17 protein-coding genes are annotated in these 16,588 nt (G+C 34.7%); 8 read left to right on the top strand and 9 right to left on the bottom strand.

Annotation, left to right across the window (positions count from 1 at the left end):
• Window positions 1–270: 270 nt before the first annotated feature.
• From QCQ61_RS12465 to QCQ61_RS12445, 5 genes are all read left to right on the top strand, one after another.
• Window positions 271–1,077, top strand: coding sequence for a hypothetical protein (locus tag QCQ61_RS12465; protein ID WP_279447978.1), 807 nt, complete (start codon window positions 271–273; stop codon window positions 1,075–1,077).
• A gap of 352 nt (window positions 1,078–1,429) precedes the next feature.
• Entirely contained in the window at window positions 1,430–3,259 is a 1,830-nt protein-coding gene (locus QCQ61_RS12460) for a transglutaminase-like domain-containing protein (RefSeq protein ID WP_279447977.1), read from the top strand.
• Window positions 3,225–5,255: a DUF3857 domain-containing protein gene (locus QCQ61_RS12455; protein ID WP_279447976.1), complete on the top strand. Its 2,031-nt coding sequence runs from the start codon at window positions 3,225–3,227 to the stop codon at window positions 5,253–5,255. Before QCQ61_RS12460 ends, QCQ61_RS12455 begins: the two co-directional genes overlap by 35 nt.
• 258 nt (window positions 5,256–5,513) lie before the next feature.
• The gene (locus QCQ61_RS12450) at window positions 5,514–5,771 is read left to right on the top strand and encodes a type II toxin-antitoxin system ParD family antitoxin (RefSeq protein ID WP_279447975.1); all 258 of its coding nucleotides are present in this window, start codon (window positions 5,514–5,516) and stop codon (window positions 5,769–5,771) included.
• Window positions 5,758–6,057: a type II toxin-antitoxin system RelE/ParE family toxin gene (locus QCQ61_RS12445; protein WP_279447974.1), complete on the top strand. Its 300-nt coding sequence runs from the start codon at window positions 5,758–5,760 to the stop codon at window positions 6,055–6,057. The genes QCQ61_RS12450 and QCQ61_RS12445 overlap by 14 nt, the downstream gene beginning before the upstream one ends.
• A gap of 205 nt (window positions 6,058–6,262) precedes the next feature.
• Here QCQ61_RS12445 and QCQ61_RS12440 read toward each other — a convergent pair whose 3' ends face one another.
• From QCQ61_RS12440 to QCQ61_RS12410, 7 genes are all read right to left on the bottom strand, one after another.
• Window positions 6,263–7,306 carry a toll/interleukin-1 receptor domain-containing protein gene (locus QCQ61_RS12440; protein WP_279447973.1) on the bottom strand — a complete coding sequence of 348 codons (1,044 nt, stop codon included), beginning with the start codon at window positions 7,304–7,306 and terminating at the stop codon, window positions 6,263–6,265.
• A 28-nt stretch (window positions 7,307–7,334) separates the two neighbouring features.
• Window positions 7,335–7,559, bottom strand: coding sequence for a hypothetical protein (locus QCQ61_RS12435; protein ID WP_279447972.1), 225 nt, complete (start codon window positions 7,557–7,559; stop codon window positions 7,335–7,337).
• Window positions 7,560–7,581: 22 nt separating this feature from the next.
• Window positions 7,582–9,816: a caspase family protein gene (locus tag QCQ61_RS12430; RefSeq protein ID WP_279447971.1), complete on the bottom strand. Its 2,235-nt coding sequence runs from the start codon at window positions 9,814–9,816 to the stop codon at window positions 7,582–7,584.
• 36 nt (window positions 9,817–9,852) lie between these two features.
• Complete coding sequence (locus tag QCQ61_RS12425) at window positions 9,853–11,817, bottom strand: tetratricopeptide repeat protein (RefSeq protein ID WP_279447970.1); 1,965 nt, start codon at window positions 11,815–11,817, stop codon at window positions 9,853–9,855.
• Window positions 11,818–12,156: 339 nt separating this feature from the next.
• A complete protein-coding gene (locus QCQ61_RS12420; RefSeq protein ID WP_279447969.1) occupies window positions 12,157–13,017 on the bottom strand; it encodes a formate/nitrite transporter family protein in 861 nt (286 codons plus the stop codon).
• A 44-nt stretch (window positions 13,018–13,061) separates the two neighbouring features.
• Window positions 13,062–13,262: a hypothetical protein gene (locus QCQ61_RS12415; protein WP_279447968.1), complete on the bottom strand. Its 201-nt coding sequence runs from the start codon at window positions 13,260–13,262 to the stop codon at window positions 13,062–13,064.
• A 2-nt stretch (window positions 13,263–13,264) separates the two neighbouring features.
• Window positions 13,265–13,876, bottom strand: coding sequence for a nitroreductase family protein (locus QCQ61_RS12410; protein WP_279447967.1), 612 nt, complete (start codon window positions 13,874–13,876; stop codon window positions 13,265–13,267).
• A 138-nt stretch (window positions 13,877–14,014) separates the two neighbouring features.
• Between QCQ61_RS12410 and QCQ61_RS12405 the strand changes: the two genes are divergently transcribed.
• The 3 genes from QCQ61_RS12405 (at window position 14,015) to QCQ61_RS12395 (ending at window position 15,835) form a co-directional block, all read left to right on the top strand.
• Window positions 14,015–14,974 (top strand): TerC family protein, encoded by a 960-nt coding sequence (locus tag QCQ61_RS12405; protein WP_279447966.1) that lies wholly within the window; start codon window positions 14,015–14,017, stop codon window positions 14,972–14,974.
• An 80-nt stretch (window positions 14,975–15,054) separates the two neighbouring features.
• Window positions 15,055–15,357 carry a ribosome hibernation-promoting factor, HPF/YfiA family gene (gene hpf, locus QCQ61_RS12400; protein WP_279447965.1) on the top strand — a complete coding sequence of 101 codons (303 nt, stop codon included), beginning with the start codon at window positions 15,055–15,057 and terminating at the stop codon, window positions 15,355–15,357.
• A gap of 4 nt (window positions 15,358–15,361) precedes the next feature.
• Complete coding sequence (locus QCQ61_RS12395; protein WP_279447964.1) at window positions 15,362–15,835, top strand: arsenate reductase family protein; 474 nt, start codon at window positions 15,362–15,364, stop codon at window positions 15,833–15,835.
• Here QCQ61_RS12395 and QCQ61_RS12390 read toward each other — a convergent pair whose 3' ends face one another.
• Together QCQ61_RS12390 and QCQ61_RS12385 are read right to left on the bottom strand one after the other, a co-directional pair.
• Window positions 15,836–16,201 carry a hypothetical protein gene (locus QCQ61_RS12390; protein WP_279447963.1) on the bottom strand — a complete coding sequence of 122 codons (366 nt, stop codon included), beginning with the start codon at window positions 16,199–16,201 and terminating at the stop codon, window positions 15,836–15,838.
• Between the two features lie 130 nt (window positions 16,202–16,331).
• On the bottom strand, window positions 16,332–16,583 hold the full coding sequence (locus QCQ61_RS12385) for an acyl carrier protein (protein WP_279447962.1): 252 nt from the start codon (window positions 16,581–16,583) through the stop codon (window positions 16,332–16,334).
• Window positions 16,584–16,588: the final 5 nt, after the last annotated feature.

Here is a 16,588-nt window from a genome sequence, read left to right as displayed (position 1 = left end):
TTGTATTATTTACATGTATGGTTTTGGGAATATATAAAAAAGGGGTGGGGGTGTAGATTGGTTTAAATTTTATTTAACAGGCAATTGGGAAGGATTTATAAGATGTGTTTAATGTTCTGTTAAGTGAAAATAGGGTGGTTTTTTTACTATTTAATTGGTGTTGAAACTTTTTTAATTGGTTCAATATTTAGTATATTTCAATAATTGTAGGATTATATATTACTTACATTTGTTGTTTTTAAAATTGATTAGAATCTAAAACCGTTATTTATGAAAAGATGTTTAACAATTATTGCGCTATTGATTGTTGTTATTGGCTATTCGCAGGTTGGTATAGGAACCGTTGATCCTAAAAGCGATTTGCATATTGTGAAAACCGCTGATAACGATGGTGGTAGCATACAAATTGATGGAGGAATACGTTTGGGAGGAACAGAATCAGTTCAGGGATCAAAAGGAAAAGTTGGGCAGGTATTAATGAGTACTGGCTCTACAGCTGAATGGGTAACTATAGGTAAATTTGATGGATACTTCTCTGATTGTGCGGTTCCGAATAAAGTGATTTATGTAAATATTGATCTTCCAAGTGGAAGTAATGGGAATCAGGTAAACGTGACATCGTCTCAAATGACGAATGCTTTAAACAGCTTACCCGATGGAGGTATTGTGGTGTTAAGGACTAATAATATTACAACCTATACAGACGCTACTACCCGATTGACGATAGAACTGCCGAAGGCTGTTAATGTCTTAAACAAACCGTTTGCCATTGCCTTTGATGGCCCTAATAGTACTAATAATATTTTAAATAATAATAAATCTATTGAAATACTGGTTAAAACAACGGATGATCCATCATATGTATATGAACTGAGCACAGTTTCTTCAACTCGTAAATTTTTCATTAAATCTTTCCCTGATAATAATAATAATGATTATAAAATTTCTGAAATAGAAAATAATTCAGGAAGGGCACAGCATATTTTATTATTTAATTCGTACACCATAAAGGCCATTAATAGCAATACCTGGTCATTTACAACACGGGATTGTTATGTGCAGAATCCTAGTAATTAATTTTTGTTCGGAACGTATATAATTATTGTGCTCTACAATACATAAGTTCATTTACATTTAAAAGTAGTTTAAAAATTAAGAAAGTAGCACCATACTAGGGGTTAGGTAGGAGTAAGGTAGCTTTAAGGTAGCACGAAGGGTGGCCTAACCATACATTAAGTCACCCTAAACAATACATATATATTCATTGAACCATACATTAATGTACTCTGAACTATACATAGATATACATTAGCGAACTAATCAATAAAAAGATATTAATAATATATTTTTTTGAAATAAATTTTTAAAATATAATTGAAAGATTATATTGCAGTAGGTTTTATCCTGCCCCAACTGCTCAAATCTTTTTATGAAGAGTTTTATAAATGCCTCGATTTTACTAGTCTCTATTTTTTACTGCCAATGGGGCGCTGCGCAAGATTTTCAATTAAAATCGAAATTGGAAAATATTCAAATTCAAGCAGATTCTTCTTTTGTAAACGAAATTTCAATTCAGTTTAAATCAAATAAGGAGCCTCGTTTTTATCCAATTATCTACGATACAGAGTTGGAGCAGATTTCAAACATTCAACTTTTTGAACAAAAAGGAAGGCGACTAAAAAGCCTACCCATAAAAAATATTGAGGAGGAAGCCGTAAAATTGGATTATATAAATAGTAAGAAAATAAAAATCGTTACAATTCCCGCAGACAAAGAGGTTCAGTTAACCTACACTGTAATCTGTGAGGAATTGATGTATTTTTCAAATTTAGATTTCTTTTCATATAACCAAATAGACACGCTAAACTATATTATAGATGTTCCGAATGAATTTAAATTTGTTCACAATACCATCTATCAAGATTCCATATCATTTTTTGCTATGGATTCTATCAGTACTAATGCGGGTTCTAAGTGGAAAATGAAAGTGGCTCCAAAAAAGGTAGCGCCCGATCCGCTGCAGATGTTTGGTATTTATAAAAACATGAATGTACCCTTTATGCGAACCTTGGTTATGCCCAGTTCATATTCCGACCGCCCCATCAATTATATGAACGATTGGTATTTAAATAAAATTTCTTCTAAAAAAGGATTAAACCCTTCGGTTAAAAAAAAGATTGATGCCTTGACTGCTACTGTTACCGAACCTTCAGAAATTGTAGAAATTCTTTATAATTACGTTAAAAATAACTTTAAATATGTTGCTATTGAGATTGGGATGGGCGCGTTTATTCCGTCTCACGCCAACGACGTTTATTTAAATAAAGAAGGCGATTGTAAGGATCTTTCAAACTTTTTGTCGGAAGCTTTAAAATACAAGGGTATTGAAAGTGATATTGCTTTGGCTGCTACATTTCAACATATTAGCGACTGTGATTTTCCTTCTTTAAGCTCGGCCAATCACGTTATTTGTATTGCTTATATAAATAACGAAACAATACTATTGGACCCTACGGATCCAGTTCATTTAATGAGAACTCCTGTACAAAGTTTACAGGACCGTACTATTTTAATTGTGAACAAGACAGGTGGTTCATTTTATAAAATAGATGCATTTAGTGCACAACAAAATGAAATTTCCTACAACTTAAATTTGAATTTAGATGCCAATGAAAATGTTATAAAAGGAACGTTTAAGATTGATTATGCTGGGCTTTCAAGTAATTATTTACGCCGAATGCAAAAATATGATGGCGAAGAAAAATTTGCTTTGAATGCAGAGACTTATTATAAGGAAATTTTTGGAAACCAGACCATTTCAGATTTATCACTCATAAATACCGCAGATATATTTCAACTAAAGGGAAATATTGTAATCAACGGTAAAACTTTTAATGATGCCTCTCACAGGTATTTATTTATTGACTTTTTACCGAGGCTTATTGAAACTGAAAGTAGGGAGGCATTAATAGAAGGCACATATTTAAACAACCCATATCAAAAAAAGGTAGTGGTACGCATAAAATTAGACGAACCCATAGAAGCTTTTAATCCCATTGAGCACAGCAAAATAGGCGAGGGGGTATCGTTACATTTAAATGTTAGGGCAATATCTAACACTGAAATAGAATGCCATTACAATTTTATTATTGACCATCTCTTTATTGATAGGGAAAACAGTAATACCACAAATGAAATTCTAGAATCTTTTAAAAATATTATCAATGCACCCATTGTTCTCGAAACCCAAAAGAGCTAGCTTCGCCATTTGCATCCTCGCTGGACTTTTCTATAGTTTTAACGCTACTGTTACTAATACAACGGTAGATCCATTTTTAACAATCTGTAAAAATTCTGACGCCTATTTTACCCATTCCTATAAAGATGTTACCTACGAAAAATTTTGGAGCAGTTATAAAAAGCATATTTCAATAGATAATAAATTGGTGGTTAATACGCCTTTAGGAGTTGAAAAGTATGCCTTTTTAACGTTAAATGAATTTGAGAGCAACAATATAGAAAGCATTAAAATTAGAACACTAAAAGCCAACGGTACCATTGTTGAATTGGATTCTAGTTTAGTATTTCGAAAAAATTCACCTCGTGAAAAATTTGGCGCCATACATTATCCCATTCCTGCAGTAGAACCGGGAGACACCATTGAAACCCATTATGTGTATTCGGAGCGTATAGAAACCGCTAACATGAAGAGCTATATAAATTTATACGCCAACTTGCCAAGTGTAAATTCACAATATACTATAAAAACAGGACCGCAACTTACGGTGCGATACAAAACCTATAATGATTTTCCATCCCCCGCAGTTATTGCCAATGACACGATTGTGTACTTACAATTTTCAATGAATAATGTAATAGCTCTCGAAGAGAATGAGCACAGTTGTTTACCGTGCGAAAAGCCGTATTTGTACTATTCCTTAGAAAAAAAGGACAGTGAGTTAAGATCTTGGCGCGATGTTTATAATGAAGAATTTAACTTTCTTACCCAACCAATGGCGTTAGACAAAGAAAATTCGTCCTATTATAATAGATGGATGCGTAGAGTTATTGGAAGCGCCAAAGACAGTTCCAAATATTATCAATTCCAGTTACTTTACAATGAAATATTAGCAAATTTCAAGATGTTGCCAATTGATGAATCTGAGTTTATAAAATCTACCGGCTATTTTTTAAAGGAAGAAAGATTTGATCCTATAAGTATCCGAAGGTTTTATAGACAATTATTAGAAGATTTGGAAATTGATTATTGGGCTGTATTTGGGAGAAGCAAACGCCTAGGCTCTATTGATACTGACTATATTAGGAAAGGAGAATTTGATCATATATTTTTTGCTTTTAAAAATGCCGAAGGTGATATGCAATTACTTTATCCACATAACGAGTTATACATGTATTTAATTGATGAAATTCCTACGTCATTATACAGTACGAAGGCAGTTTTGGTTAAACCGAATGCGGCAGATAATAAAAAGAAAAAAGCTGTATTTATTGATCGTGATTTACAATTGGCTAGGGTTGACTCCGTGTCTGTTGCAACAATTAATCTACCTGGGATGGATTCAAATTACAATTATATAAATCAGTCATTTTCTGGCAATGTAGATATTGAAAAAAAGAAAACCACCTTTAGGTATAGGCTCGAGATTTCGGGTGGTATGTCAACCGAAATGCGGAGTTTTTACAGTATGTTGAGTATGGATGAGGAGGTAAGCAATTTCTATAGTACACTATCTGAATTTGAAGGCGAAAACAACACCATTCAGATAGATACTGTTACTAATAGGTTGCAAAAAGGCTATAAACCATTTGTTAATATTATGAGCGGGGAGGGCACATTAAATAATGCTATTACCTTTGTTAATGATAGTTTGGTTAGTGTTTCTATTGATAAACTTATTCAGCATTTTCAGTTGGAGAAAACGGTGGGTACTTCTGAATTAAATTACTATCTGGATTATAATTACTCCGATTATTTTACATTCTATCTAAACTTTCCCTGTAAAATTGAGGTGTTAGGACTGGAAAATGGAAAAATAGATTTTAAAAATGATTTAGGTGAATATTTTTTTGAGTTAGTGCAGAGTAAAGACAACCAACTTAAAATACAATCTAATTACACAATTTTAAAAAATTTAATTCTAAAAGAAAAACTAACGGAATTAAACCATTTAAATGAAAATGTTACTAATGCAAAGAGTAAACGCCTAATTATTAAATTAAATGGGACTCACTAATTGTTATAAAATAGCAATAGTAAAATAGACTGCTTTTTCAAAAAGTTGTCATTTCCAAAATTTCTTTTAGGATGTAATGAAATTGATCCCGAGGCTTCGGGAGAGATTCACGAGTACCTATTTAAATTATTAAAGTAAACACTCATTTTTGCAAGGACAGGGACCTGGTAGAAAACTGTGTGTGGTGGAATATAATTTCAAAATTCAATTTTATTCACTATATTACACCAATAGTATGACGTTTTAAAAATCTATTCAATGGCAACAATTCGGAAAACAATTACACTTACTCAACAACAGGATGAATGGATTAAAGCTCAAATCCAAGCGGGAGAATTTACTAATGATAGCGAATACATACGCAATCTAGTAAGGCAAGATCAAGCTAAAAGTGTTGACTTCCTTGCGTTAAAGTCTAAACTTATTGAAGGTTTGGATAGTGGTGTGGGTAACAAAACGCTTCCAGAAATAATGAAGGATGTTGAAACTCGTATGAAAAAGGATGGGCGTTTATAAACTTTCGAGTAAAGCTGAGTTTGATTTAGAAATTATGTATGAATTTGGGATAAGTAAATTTGGACTTATTCAAGCTCAGAAGTATTTTTTCGAGATGCAAGAAACTTTTAAACTTCTAGGCCGAAATGTAAATTTAGGTCGAGATGCTTCTGAATTTATAGATAATTTAAAAAGATTCAGTTTTAAATCACATACCATTTTTTATTTCAAGTCGTTAGACGAAATTTTTATAATTAGGGTATTGAGTCAGCAAATGGATTATGAGCAAAATCTGCAATTAGAATAACTCGGATTATTAAATGTGGATTTTGGGAGAATGTAGCGATAACTTGTTGTAGTTTTTAATTAGGCAAATTAAAGTCATAATTTGTCCTATAATTTATATTATGTAAAATAGAATAACCGATAAGCCATAATATACTCCTATATTATGCTATTACTTTATGCCTCCTCCCTTTGTACTATAAAAAGTATTTTAAGAAGCAAAATCACTAATTATACCGAATCCTTGCCCAAATATTGTAATTGGCATCTACCCAAGTGTCGTAAACCAATAATCGCTGGCCCGGTTGCACATAATTTCCATTGCGTACAAAGTTTTCGCCCTCATAGAGTTCGCTTTTATAGATTGGGGTAATTATATCGTCGTATTGTGGCGGTGTAGAATTGTCGCCATCATAGAATAAATATTTCGTAAAGTTGTAATTACCTCCTTGTACGCCGTACCAGACCGTAGCCGATTTTGGCAACATTTGGTTAATTATTTCATAAGCTTGATCGTAATATTTACTAGTCCTTCCATAGGTATATAAAAAGGCTAAATACCCGTCTAAGTTATTGCTGTTTAAAGTAGTATTCCAATCTTGATCTTCTATTGTTCCCGTTTGTTGGGGAACATTGTAATCTACAAAAGAGTCTGTGTTGTCGTATGTGTCGTAATCTTCTGAATAATCTGACTGTAACGAAACTACTATAAGAAAAACTATCAAAATAACCACTGCGCCTCCACCAATTATTATCCCACCAATAATCAATGAATTATTGTTAGATTTTGGCCGTCTTGCCGTATAATTTTGGGGGCGTTGTTGCTGTTTCACCGGGGGTTTAAATGTACCTTTTTGTACGGTTACTTTCTCTTTTGGCTTATCGGTTAGTTGAAGGGTTAAATCTTTTACCAATCTCTCAAAACCCAATTCGTGACCAAGTGCTTCAAAGTCTATAAATTGTTTTCGTGCCAAGCGCATGGGAACGTCGCACTCCTCTATTTTTATAGGGTTTAAACTCTTTCCTAAGCTTAATGCGTAGGACATTTCATCTTTTACAGGATCTGAAGATACCGAAGTTTTAGACAGAATTAGCACCAGCGCATCTGCCTTTTTTATTTCTTCTTCTATGGTATCGTCCCAATCGTTGCCCGTCATAATATTTTTGTCAAACCAAACTTCAAAGCCTTGCGAGCGCAACGCTTCTACTAACGATTTTACATAATCTATATCTCGCCTGGAATAACTGATAAAAATTCTTTTTCCACTCATGGCTTACGGGTTTTACATTAAACTGATTTTATTTCATTAGCTCGTAGGTTTTTTTAAATATGGAAGCATCGCAGACGTATTTTTCGTCGTTAACGCCTATCATTAGCCAATCTCCAGCTTTGCCTTTCATTACACCTTCCATAGTTTCTACCTCAAATGGCTCGTCTATCTGAACACATTTTACGGGTATAGGCTTTTTAAGTGCTTTTTTGAAATTCAGCTTTGGGGTCTTGTTTTGGGTAAACTTCAACATTAAGTTTAATTTTGCCATTAAATTACGATAAAAAATTCATTCTTAGGAATTTGACAAACACATCTTTGGGATTATCGGTTTGCATTAAGTTAGTGTACGCGTTATACGCATTGGTATAAATTGACAGTTTTTCGCGTAATCCAGCCATTGCTGCGGCTTTTGCATAGTTGTTCTTCGAATTTTCAAATTCTCCTTTATACAGATACGCTTCGCCCACGGTGGCAAACTTCCAGAGACTGGGGAACGGATCCAGTATGGTTGCCTCATAGGCTTTATTGGCAAATACCGTCATTTCGGGCCTCTCGCCTTTCATTAAACTTACAAAAGCCAAATTTATAGCGTGATAATAAATTTGTGAATAATCGTTTTTAGCTTCGGCTATTTTTAAAGCACCGTTGTAATATTTATATGTCATCGATAAATCGTGGGCGGTAAACGTTTTTAAATATTGCCGTTTGTACCTGCCGCCCAGTATTCCCAATAAATTTGAGTTGTTTTTTGCCAACGGGTGTGCTTCCAAAATTTTTACGGCCTCTTCCTCCCTACCCGCGCCTTCCAGTGCGTATATTAATCGCTCTACTCCTTTACCATCCAGCGTTTTTATCTTCGGAAGCAGTGAATTTATTACTGCTTTATATTCGCCCAAAGCAATGTTAATTTCTTCTTTATTGGAGAATTTGTTCAGAAAACTTTTATCGGTTAAGGTTTTTAAAATAGCCTGATACCCGTCATCGGCTTCATTTTCAACTTGTACTATCGAAAAATGACTGCCTTCAATTAACTCGTGATATTTTTTGTTAAAGGGCGCCAAACTTGAGCTTAATGGTACATATTCATCCTTGCTGCCCGCAATTGTTTTAAAGGTGAAGGGATAGCCGTGTTTAAAAGCTTTATTCCATCGCTCCCGCAAATTTTTTATATAGACACTTCCCTCCTTTAACTCCTTTTCGTCATTGGCGTAGGTAAAAAAGTCTTTGAGCGCAAGTTCCGGGAGGCCGTTACTGGGGGTAGCAAAAAATAAAACGTGGCTTATTCTTTCAAGATCTGCGGGATCTAAAGCAATTAGTGCTTGTTGGGCTACAATGCCACCCAAATCGTGCGCAATTATGGCAATGCGTTTGTATTTTGAAAACTTATTTTTAATCGAAGAACACAAATAATCTGAATTATGCTTAATATCGCTCGCACAGGCCCAAATATTCTTGCCCATTTCGGGAACAATATTGCTGCTGTAACCTAACGGAAACATATCCCACCCATCAAAAGCCTTATTGTTCATTAGCAACATTGGGGCTTCGGAAAAGGTATTTTCGGCATCTCCTGAAAAACCGTGAATAAACAGAATGGCGCTATTGCCGTTTTTAGTTTCCCTAAATTTTGTAACAGGCTCTTTTGTAGTGATTTTAGGTGAATTTTCTAAAGCTTTAGTTTTAGTTATTTCAGTTTTATTTTTTATTGAATTTGAAGCAAAGCTCACCACAAAATCTTCAAATATCTGCAAGTTAGCATACGGGTTTTGCTCTGGATGTACTTGAGGTACCTTTTTAAATAAATATTGTACTACTTCAAAAATACGTACCAATGGCTCATCGTCTTCTTGTTTGTTTTCACCTTTTAAAACTTCGAGCATACATTTTGTAAAAAGGCTGTTTTCATCCCCTTCCATAATATACGATAGTTGGTTGGCACGGCATGCAGAAACAATCGTCATACCACGGCCATCGTCCAGATTTTGGGCCAGACCGTCTGCATTTGTAAGTTGGGGCCGTGCTCCAAAGCTGGAAACGCCCGCCGTCATTCCCGCTGCGTGACAACAGTCTAGAAAAAAAATTAAGCGACGGGATTTTAATTGTTGAATTTTGTCTTTAATTTCTTCGGCTTTTACCCAGGTGGTTTTATAATTGTTGGGGTCGTAATCATTTGGACATAAATGAAAATACTTTTGGTTTTGTATTTCTGGCTTTTTAAGCGCTTCGTCTTTTATAAAAGTATTATCGCTATATGTGCCGCCGTGACCGGAATAATAGATTAATACGGAAGAATTTTCATCCGTAATTTGTGAAAGCTTCTCGAAAGCGTCGAGAATATTTTTTCGTGTAGCTTTTTTATTAGTGAGTAAGTTTATATTTTTTTTGAAATAACCTCCGTACTCCTTACTTGCCAAGATATTGTAAATTGCCTTGGCATCTGTAGCAGACTCGGGCAGGTCCTTCCCCACTCCAATTAACAGTGCGTGCGCGTTTCTTAATTTTGCCATATTTTTAAAATTACGGAAGTGCAAAAAAACAAAATACTATTTCCAAAAGTTCATTGCTTCTTTAAACACTGCCGTGTTGCTGTATTTCAAAAATTGAGGATCGTTTTTGAAAAACTTCCAATGGTATTTATGTCCGTTAGCTACCGCTTTCAGCAGATGGTTTTGAAATTGAGGCTGATTATCTGTGGCAGCATAATACTGCGCTAGTGCGTAGTTTATACTTCCAAATTGATATTTTAAAGGCAACGTTTCTAAATTTTCGAGGTACGATTCGGCTTTTATTTGGTTGCCCATTTTAAAATTACAAATTGCCAACTTTGACAATGCCTCAACGTCTGTGGGATTATTGGCGTAGTGGGTGTTTAAAATCTTTTCGGCCTTTTCATACGCTTCAGCATAAAACAGTGCTTCTGCAAGCATTACCGGCGCCACAATTGCGGAGTCTGAATTTAGAATATATTTAAAATATTCCATGGCCTTGGTTTTGTTATTTTTCAATAAAAACTCCTTCCCTACCTGTAAATACAAGTCGTTTACTTCGGCGGGGGAATTCGTAATTTCTATTTTTCTAAGAAATTGGTCGAGCTCCTCAATTTTATTGGCACGAACGTAGGCAATAGCAAGCGGTTTGTTTAAAATTTTGGCGTCAAACTTATTTTGTGCATCTTCAATGGTTTGTAGCGCCGCCGTATAATTGCCCAATTCTATATTGGCATAAGCGTTTACATAAATCCGCGCCACGCAATCTGAACAGTTTTGAAGGTTTATACTGTCCATCGGGATCACTTTGTAAATAGCTTCCACATCTTCCGGCTTATTAACAAACTGCAGCGCTACCACCATAGCGGTTTTATTGGTGGTTAAATCGAAAGGCGCAATTTTGTACTCATTTAAAAGCGTTTTATACACAGTACGATTGTCGCCTTTTAAAAGCGCTTCGTACATATTTAGCAGGTTTAACTGTCGTTTATTGGTGTACGAATCTGGTTTAATTAAGTTTAAGAGAGAATCTGCCGTTTTAAAATCTTGTTGGTTGTAGTAATGGGCCACACGGAGCACTTTTGGTTCAAAATAAGTAGAATCTGAAGCTATTGCTCTGTTTAAAAGGTTAATATAAGTTTCGTTTTCGTTGCTGTTTTTAGCTTCAAGTAGCAATTTGTACGCTTCATATTTTGGCGGTGTTTCTTGCAGCATTAACTTTTGCTTATCTTTTGTAATAAAATAGCCAGTTATAGATTCGTTTAAATCTTCAATACACTCTAGAGGGTTGGTTGCAAGACATTGTGTAGGTTTAAACGATATAATGGTTTTATTGGTTTTTCCATCTATCAACATCCCTTGAAAGAGAAGTTTTTCATTTTTGAGATAGAAATTTCCTGAAATTATTTTACTGGGTTTTAGATATTCGCGTACAATGGTTGATTCGTCTTCCTCAATTTTTTTTCCTTTTAAAATTGTTCTATATTCATCTACTAAATCTTGTGTTATTACCTGCGCTACTTGGTTTTCGGTAATGCCGTGGATTATCCAGTCTGAGGCCATTTTACTTACAATGTCGTATTTATGGTCTCCCGTATTATTACCAAATTTTAGCACAGCAATCTTATCGCTACTAATAATTTTTGGCAGGGAATTGTTAGCGGGTAAAAAATTCTTGTTTACTATTAAGAATACGGCAATTACACATAATGAAGCGATTATTCCAAGAGCCGAGAAATATGTTTTCCGAAAGGCTAGTTCTTTCTTGGGTTTCTTTTCGCTTTGCGCGATTTCAGCTTGATGAATTTTGGCTAATCTGAATTTCCAAAGAAGAAAAATATAAATAGGAAAACAAAGCAATAAAATTATAATTAAAAAAGTAACGGATTTTTCGGGAAGCCCCAATGGTTGCCAAGTTACTGCGAGAACTTGTAAGATAATCCACGCAGAAACCACATAAATAGACAACATTTTAAAGACTTCCTTTTCGTGGCACTGCTTAAAAAAGGAGCTAAGCTTCATATTCTTCGGTTAGTTTCGCTAAGTTACTTAAAATCATTTGCCTAAGCGCGAAATATTTAGATTAAATACGGCAGGGTGTTCGTTAATTTAGTACCTTTAAACAGTATATGTTAACTAAAAAATATAGCCATGGGGAAAAAACCAGAAAACAATACAGAAAAAAAGAAGCCGGCAAAACCAATTGCTGCTAAAGCTTCGGCAAAACCAAAGGCGAAACCTAAGCCTGGAGCAAATATTAATCCAGGTTAACATATTCCCACTCGCTAAAAGATTTAAAAATAAAACCCTTGAAAAAGGGTTTTTTTATTGTTGTTTATAATTAAAAATTGCTTCCTCTACCTACCCTTTTACATCGTAAACAAAGGCACGATATTTCAGCAAAGCAACAAAAATGGCTCCGCCCAAGGCATTTCCTAATAACGCTAAAAGGATAAAGGACAGATAATCTACAAATGTTATTGCAGACGAACTTATCCAGCCAGCAAAAACCTCTACATTGCCCACAATACTGTGGTGAAGCCCGGTGAATGAAAGCACTGCGGTAATCATAAATATTAAAACAATTCGGCTTAGCGTACTTTTTGAAGCTGCTATTAACCACGAGAGCAACCCCATTAACCAACCGGCAAGAATGGCACTGACAAAAATTACCGAATTATCGTAATGGGTTACGTGAACCGCTATTTTTTCGACAGTTAATAAATTGAATATGCCTAAATGTGGTCCAATCCAAACCAATAAAAATGCTATTAGGTAGCCCCCAATTAAATTTCCTGAAATAACCAGCCCCCAAAGTTTTAATAAACTTCGGAAACTTCTTTTTTTATTTAGAACCGGAAGCGTTAATAGTGAAGTTTGTTCGGTAAATAATATGGATTGCCCCAAAATAATCATTATAAAGCCTACCGGATAAACCACAGACAAGAGTTTTATAATAGTGTCTTCTTCAACTTTTCCTTGTAAAAAGAAAAAAAGGCTACATATTAATAAGTAGCTGAAACCTATTTCCAGACCGGCCGTTAGCGAACTTAGAAGTATACTTATAGCATTTTTATTATAAGTTTCCTGCCCATCAATTATTTGCTGTTTTAAGATTTCGCCGTGCGATTTGGTACTGGTTATCTCTGATGACTTAGAGTTTTCCAGTTCTTCATCAATATTGCTTTGTTGTTCCGCTTTACTGGGGTTGGGTTTAGGCATATACGGTAGGTTGTGCAACCATAAAAATCGTCTTTTTTATTTACTTATTCTTCTTCAGAATTTATTTTTTTAAGTGTTTCTGAAATTGTTTTTTGGTCTGAGCGTGATTTCATTGCATCGTCTTTTTCAACTTTTAATTTGCCATCGCCCTTAATTTTTAAATCTTCCTCCTGTTGAAGTTTCCCAAAATTTGAAGATTTTCTATATTCGTCTTGAAAATCGGCGTGCTTTTTCTTCTTTTCCATAATTAGCTGTTATTTTTAAAATTTCCGTTAAACGCAAATTCAGTAATATTTTTTCTTTTACGCATTTTTTGCTCTTCTTGCCGTTGTAGATCTTCGGGTAAATTATCTAAGCTACCGCCGTAATAGCCAAAAGCCACGGCAGTTGCCACGTGGTAATCCTCAGTAAAGTTAAATTCACTTTGCGCCTTTTTAAATTGCAATCCGGCCATTTGGTGTGAGGCAATCCCCATACTGTTTGCTTGGTGAATTACATTGCCCATAAAGAGTCCCAAATCGTGAAGCGCGTGAAAGTTTTCTTTAGTACCGTCTTTCATTGTTTTTTTAAAGGCGTTTATCCATAAAACCTGTGAATTTCCTGCCCAGCTCTGATTAAATTCGTCTAAGCAATCAAAAATTCTATCGTACATTTCGGTACCTTTTATACCCCAGATTATACGCCAAGGCTGAATATTGGAAGAACTTGGCGCCCATCTCCCCGCTTCTAACAACACCTGAACATCCGATTCACTAATTGGCGTATCTGCAAAGGTTCGCGGGCTCCATCTATTTTTAATGCTATCTAAAATAGGATGCTCTGTAGGGGTTTGTTTGTTTACGGTAGTACTATTTTTCATATTTTTTGTTTTAAATGTAATGGCTTTCGTTTAGCGGAAAAAAAATTTAATGAAGATTTAACGCAGCTGCTAATTATTAACATTTCCATATCATATTTAAAGGTACTTTCCTCCTAATTTTGTGCAAAATTTTAATTTATGGTTGTTTGGGGAATTTTTATTGGGTTTATTATTTTATTCTTGGCGTTAGATTTAGGGGTTTTTAACCGTACTCCCCACGTTATTAAAACAAAGGAAGCCGCAATTTGGACTACTGTTTGGGTAACCTTAGCCCTTGGATTTTCAGGAGTAATTTATTGGCTTTTTAAAGAAGGGCTCGTAGAAAACCCAACAAATTTAACTCCGGATGTAGCAACGCTTAAATATATTACCGGCTATTTAATTGAGCTTTCGCTGAGTATAGACAACGTATTTGTAATTGCAGTAATATTTTCATCGTTTGCAATTCCACAGAAATACCAACACGAAGTGTTGTTTTATGGAATCTTGGGGGCTATTGTTTTTAGGGCGTTAATGATATTTTTTGGCGTTGCCTTAATCAACAAATTCGACTGGATAATATACGTGTTCGGTGCCTTTCTACTATTTACAGCATTTAGAATGCTAACGCATAAGGAAACGGAGTTTAACCCCAAAAAATCTAAAATGTTCCGTTTTATGAAAAAACTATTCCCCGTAAGTTATAGAATGGACGGCGATAAATTTTTTATAAAACGAATGGGAATTCGCGCGGCAACCCCGCTATTTGTTGCTTTAATAATTATTGAACTTACCGATATACTTTTTGCCTTGGATAGTATTCCTGCAATTCTGGCAATTACCGCAGATCCATTTATTGTTTTTAGCTCAAATATTTTGGCAATTTTAGGGCTGCGTTCTATGTATTTTTTAATTTCAAGAATGCTTACCAAATTTAGGTTTATAAATTATAGTCTGGTGGTAATTTTGGCCTTTGTTGGCGTAAAAATGATACTCTCCCACAATGTTGAAATACCCGAATGGCTCTCGTTGGGTGTAATCGGATTATCTTTAGCCGCAGGTATTGTAGCCTCAATGGTAATTTCAGACCCCAATCCGCCGGTGGTTAATGAAGATTAATTTCACAAAATCATATTAAAAGTTTGGTGTGGTTTTTATGCTATTGTATCTTTAAATTTGATAATAAAAACCAATAGATTATGAAGATAAATTTCGAGTATCACGAGGTAGCGGCTAGCCAAAGATTGGAAGATTTTGTTACCGAAAGACTGAATAAAATTGAAACTAAATACGACTCTATAATTAGTGGAGACGTATATTTTAAAAAGGAAAACTCTTCTAACCCTGAAAAGGGAAAAATCTGTAGCGTACGCTTAAGTATGCCGGGCGCTACTATTTTCGCAGAAACATCTAGCGCCTCTTTTGAAGCTTCGGTTGCTAAAGTAATAACTGAACTTAGATCACAACTTCAAAAAAGAAAAGAAAAACTGAAAGCACACTAATAGTATGAAAAATATGGGAGTAATAGCACGAGATGAAAACCAACTTACCTTAATTTACAGCAGCAACACCCGTGTGGGAATACATACCTTAAGTTATTTAACCGGAATAGATGCTCGTTATTTGGCAATAGATTTGGCAAAAACCAAAGTAGCCGATACCCAATGGGCAGAAATTGCAGATTCATTAGGGGTTAAAATTGGCGATTTGGTAGACAAGCGCCAATTAGATATAGACACTGAAAGCACTACTAATTTTAACTCGAATGATTGGCTAAAAATTATTCAAAATAACGATTCGGTTATTTCTAGACCAATTGCTATTATGGGTAAGCGGACGAAGCAAATTGACAATCCACCAGAAATTATGGAGTTCTTTGGAGTAGAGTCTGCAGGTTTAAAGCAGAGTACGCCAAGTGGCACTGAGCCCGATATTGAAAGTAATACTGAGAACGAAAAATTTATTGAAAAAAATAAGTAATTACTCAGTTTCTATTTTTTCCAAAGGTTGAAATTTAGGCTTAACTTTTTTGTAAACTTCCATTTGGGGCTGCGTTAAAATATCATTCATTTCTGCGGTTTCCTCTACTTGAAGTTTATAAAGAGCGTTAAGCTTTTCTTTTCCGTTTAATTCGGTTTCAATTTTATTTTTTCGAATTAAAAACTCGGCTACTTTTTGTTGAAACAATAATACCTGTTGTCCCGTCATTCCGAGTTCGGGAAGATATTTGTTTGTAATTACCTTAGCTTCTTTTTCCACCTCAGGACTAGACTTTTGAAGAAATGGATCCTGTGAAAAGGCCGAAATACTTATAAATAGAAATAATACTGCTACTACGTTTTTCATGATTTTCAAATTTTTTACTTTTTAATTTAATAAATTTGAAATGGGTCGCCAATAGGTTTAACGCAATTTAACGGCTTATAAATACGGGTTTAACAAAAATTGAATTTTCTGTGAAAATGAAAACATTTTATTAACCTGAAATTTTTTGTTGTATCAAGGAGATTGCATCATTAATACTGCGAAGTTGCTCCATATCCTCGTTTTTGAATTCAATATTAAAAGCGTCCTCTATATCCAAAACAATATCAACCAAATGCGCAGAATTTATATTCAATTCACGGGTTAAATCGCTGGCTTTATTTACTGCCTTTGGCGCCACATCCTCCGGCAAATACGTAATAATTATTGGTTCGAGCTTTTCGTATATTTCGTTGGAAGTCATAGGTA

This window comes from Aequorivita marisscotiae, from assembly GCF_029814825.1.
GTDB lineage: Bacteria > Bacteroidota > Bacteroidia > Flavobacteriales > Flavobacteriaceae > Aequorivita > Aequorivita marisscotiae.
The sequence above is the reverse complement of the archived record's forward strand: the minus strand, read 5'-3'. Positions and strand labels throughout refer to the sequence as shown.

Bases quoted from the DNA above. Each gene is read 5' to 3' on its own strand.
- QCQ61_RS12395 (WP_279447964.1), top strand. From the start codon at position 15,362: ATGAAAAATATGGGAGTAATAGCACGAGATGAAAACCAACTTACCTTA.
- QCQ61_RS12410 (WP_279447967.1), bottom strand. From the start codon at position 13,876: ATGAAAAATAGTACTACCGTAAACAAACAAACCCCTACAGAGCATCCT.
- QCQ61_RS12450 (WP_279447975.1), top strand. From the start codon at position 5,514: ATGGCAACAATTCGGAAAACAATTACACTTACTCAACAACAGGATGAA.
- QCQ61_RS12465 (WP_279447978.1), top strand. From the start codon at position 271: ATGAAAAGATGTTTAACAATTATTGCGCTATTGATTGTTGTTATTGGC.
- QCQ61_RS12460 (WP_279447977.1), top strand. From the start codon at position 1,430: ATGAAGAGTTTTATAAATGCCTCGATTTTACTAGTCTCTATTTTTTAC.
- QCQ61_RS12445 (WP_279447974.1), top strand. From the start codon at position 5,758: ATGGGCGTTTATAAACTTTCGAGTAAAGCTGAGTTTGATTTAGAAATT.
- QCQ61_RS12420 (WP_279447969.1), bottom strand. From the start codon at position 13,017: ATGCCTAAACCCAACCCCAGTAAAGCGGAACAACAAAGCAATATTGAT.
- QCQ61_RS12415 (WP_279447968.1), bottom strand. From the start codon at position 13,262: ATGGAAAAGAAGAAAAAGCACGCCGATTTTCAAGACGAATATAGAAAA.
- QCQ61_RS12425 (WP_279447970.1), bottom strand. From the start codon at position 11,817: ATGAAGCTTAGCTCCTTTTTTAAGCAGTGCCACGAAAAGGAAGTCTTT.
- QCQ61_RS12390 (WP_279447963.1), bottom strand. From the start codon at position 16,201: ATGAAAAACGTAGTAGCAGTATTATTTCTATTTATAAGTATTTCGGCC.
- QCQ61_RS12455 (WP_279447976.1), top strand. From the start codon at position 3,225: ATGCACCCATTGTTCTCGAAACCCAAAAGAGCTAGCTTCGCCATTTGC.
- hpf (WP_279447965.1), top strand. From the start codon at position 15,055: ATGAAGATAAATTTCGAGTATCACGAGGTAGCGGCTAGCCAAAGATTG.
- QCQ61_RS12440 (WP_279447973.1), bottom strand. From the start codon at position 7,306: ATGAGTGGAAAAAGAATTTTTATCAGTTATTCCAGGCGAGATATAGAT.
- QCQ61_RS12430 (WP_279447971.1), bottom strand. From the start codon at position 9,816: ATGGCAAAATTAAGAAACGCGCACGCACTGTTAATTGGAGTGGGGAAG.
- QCQ61_RS12435 (WP_279447972.1), bottom strand. From the start codon at position 7,559: ATGTTGAAGTTTACCCAAAACAAGACCCCAAAGCTGAATTTCAAAAAA.
- QCQ61_RS12385 (WP_279447962.1), bottom strand. From the start codon at position 16,583: ATGACTTCCAACGAAATATACGAAAAGCTCGAACCAATAATTATTACG.
- QCQ61_RS12405 (WP_279447966.1), top strand. From the start codon at position 14,015: ATGGTTGTTTGGGGAATTTTTATTGGGTTTATTATTTTATTCTTGGCG.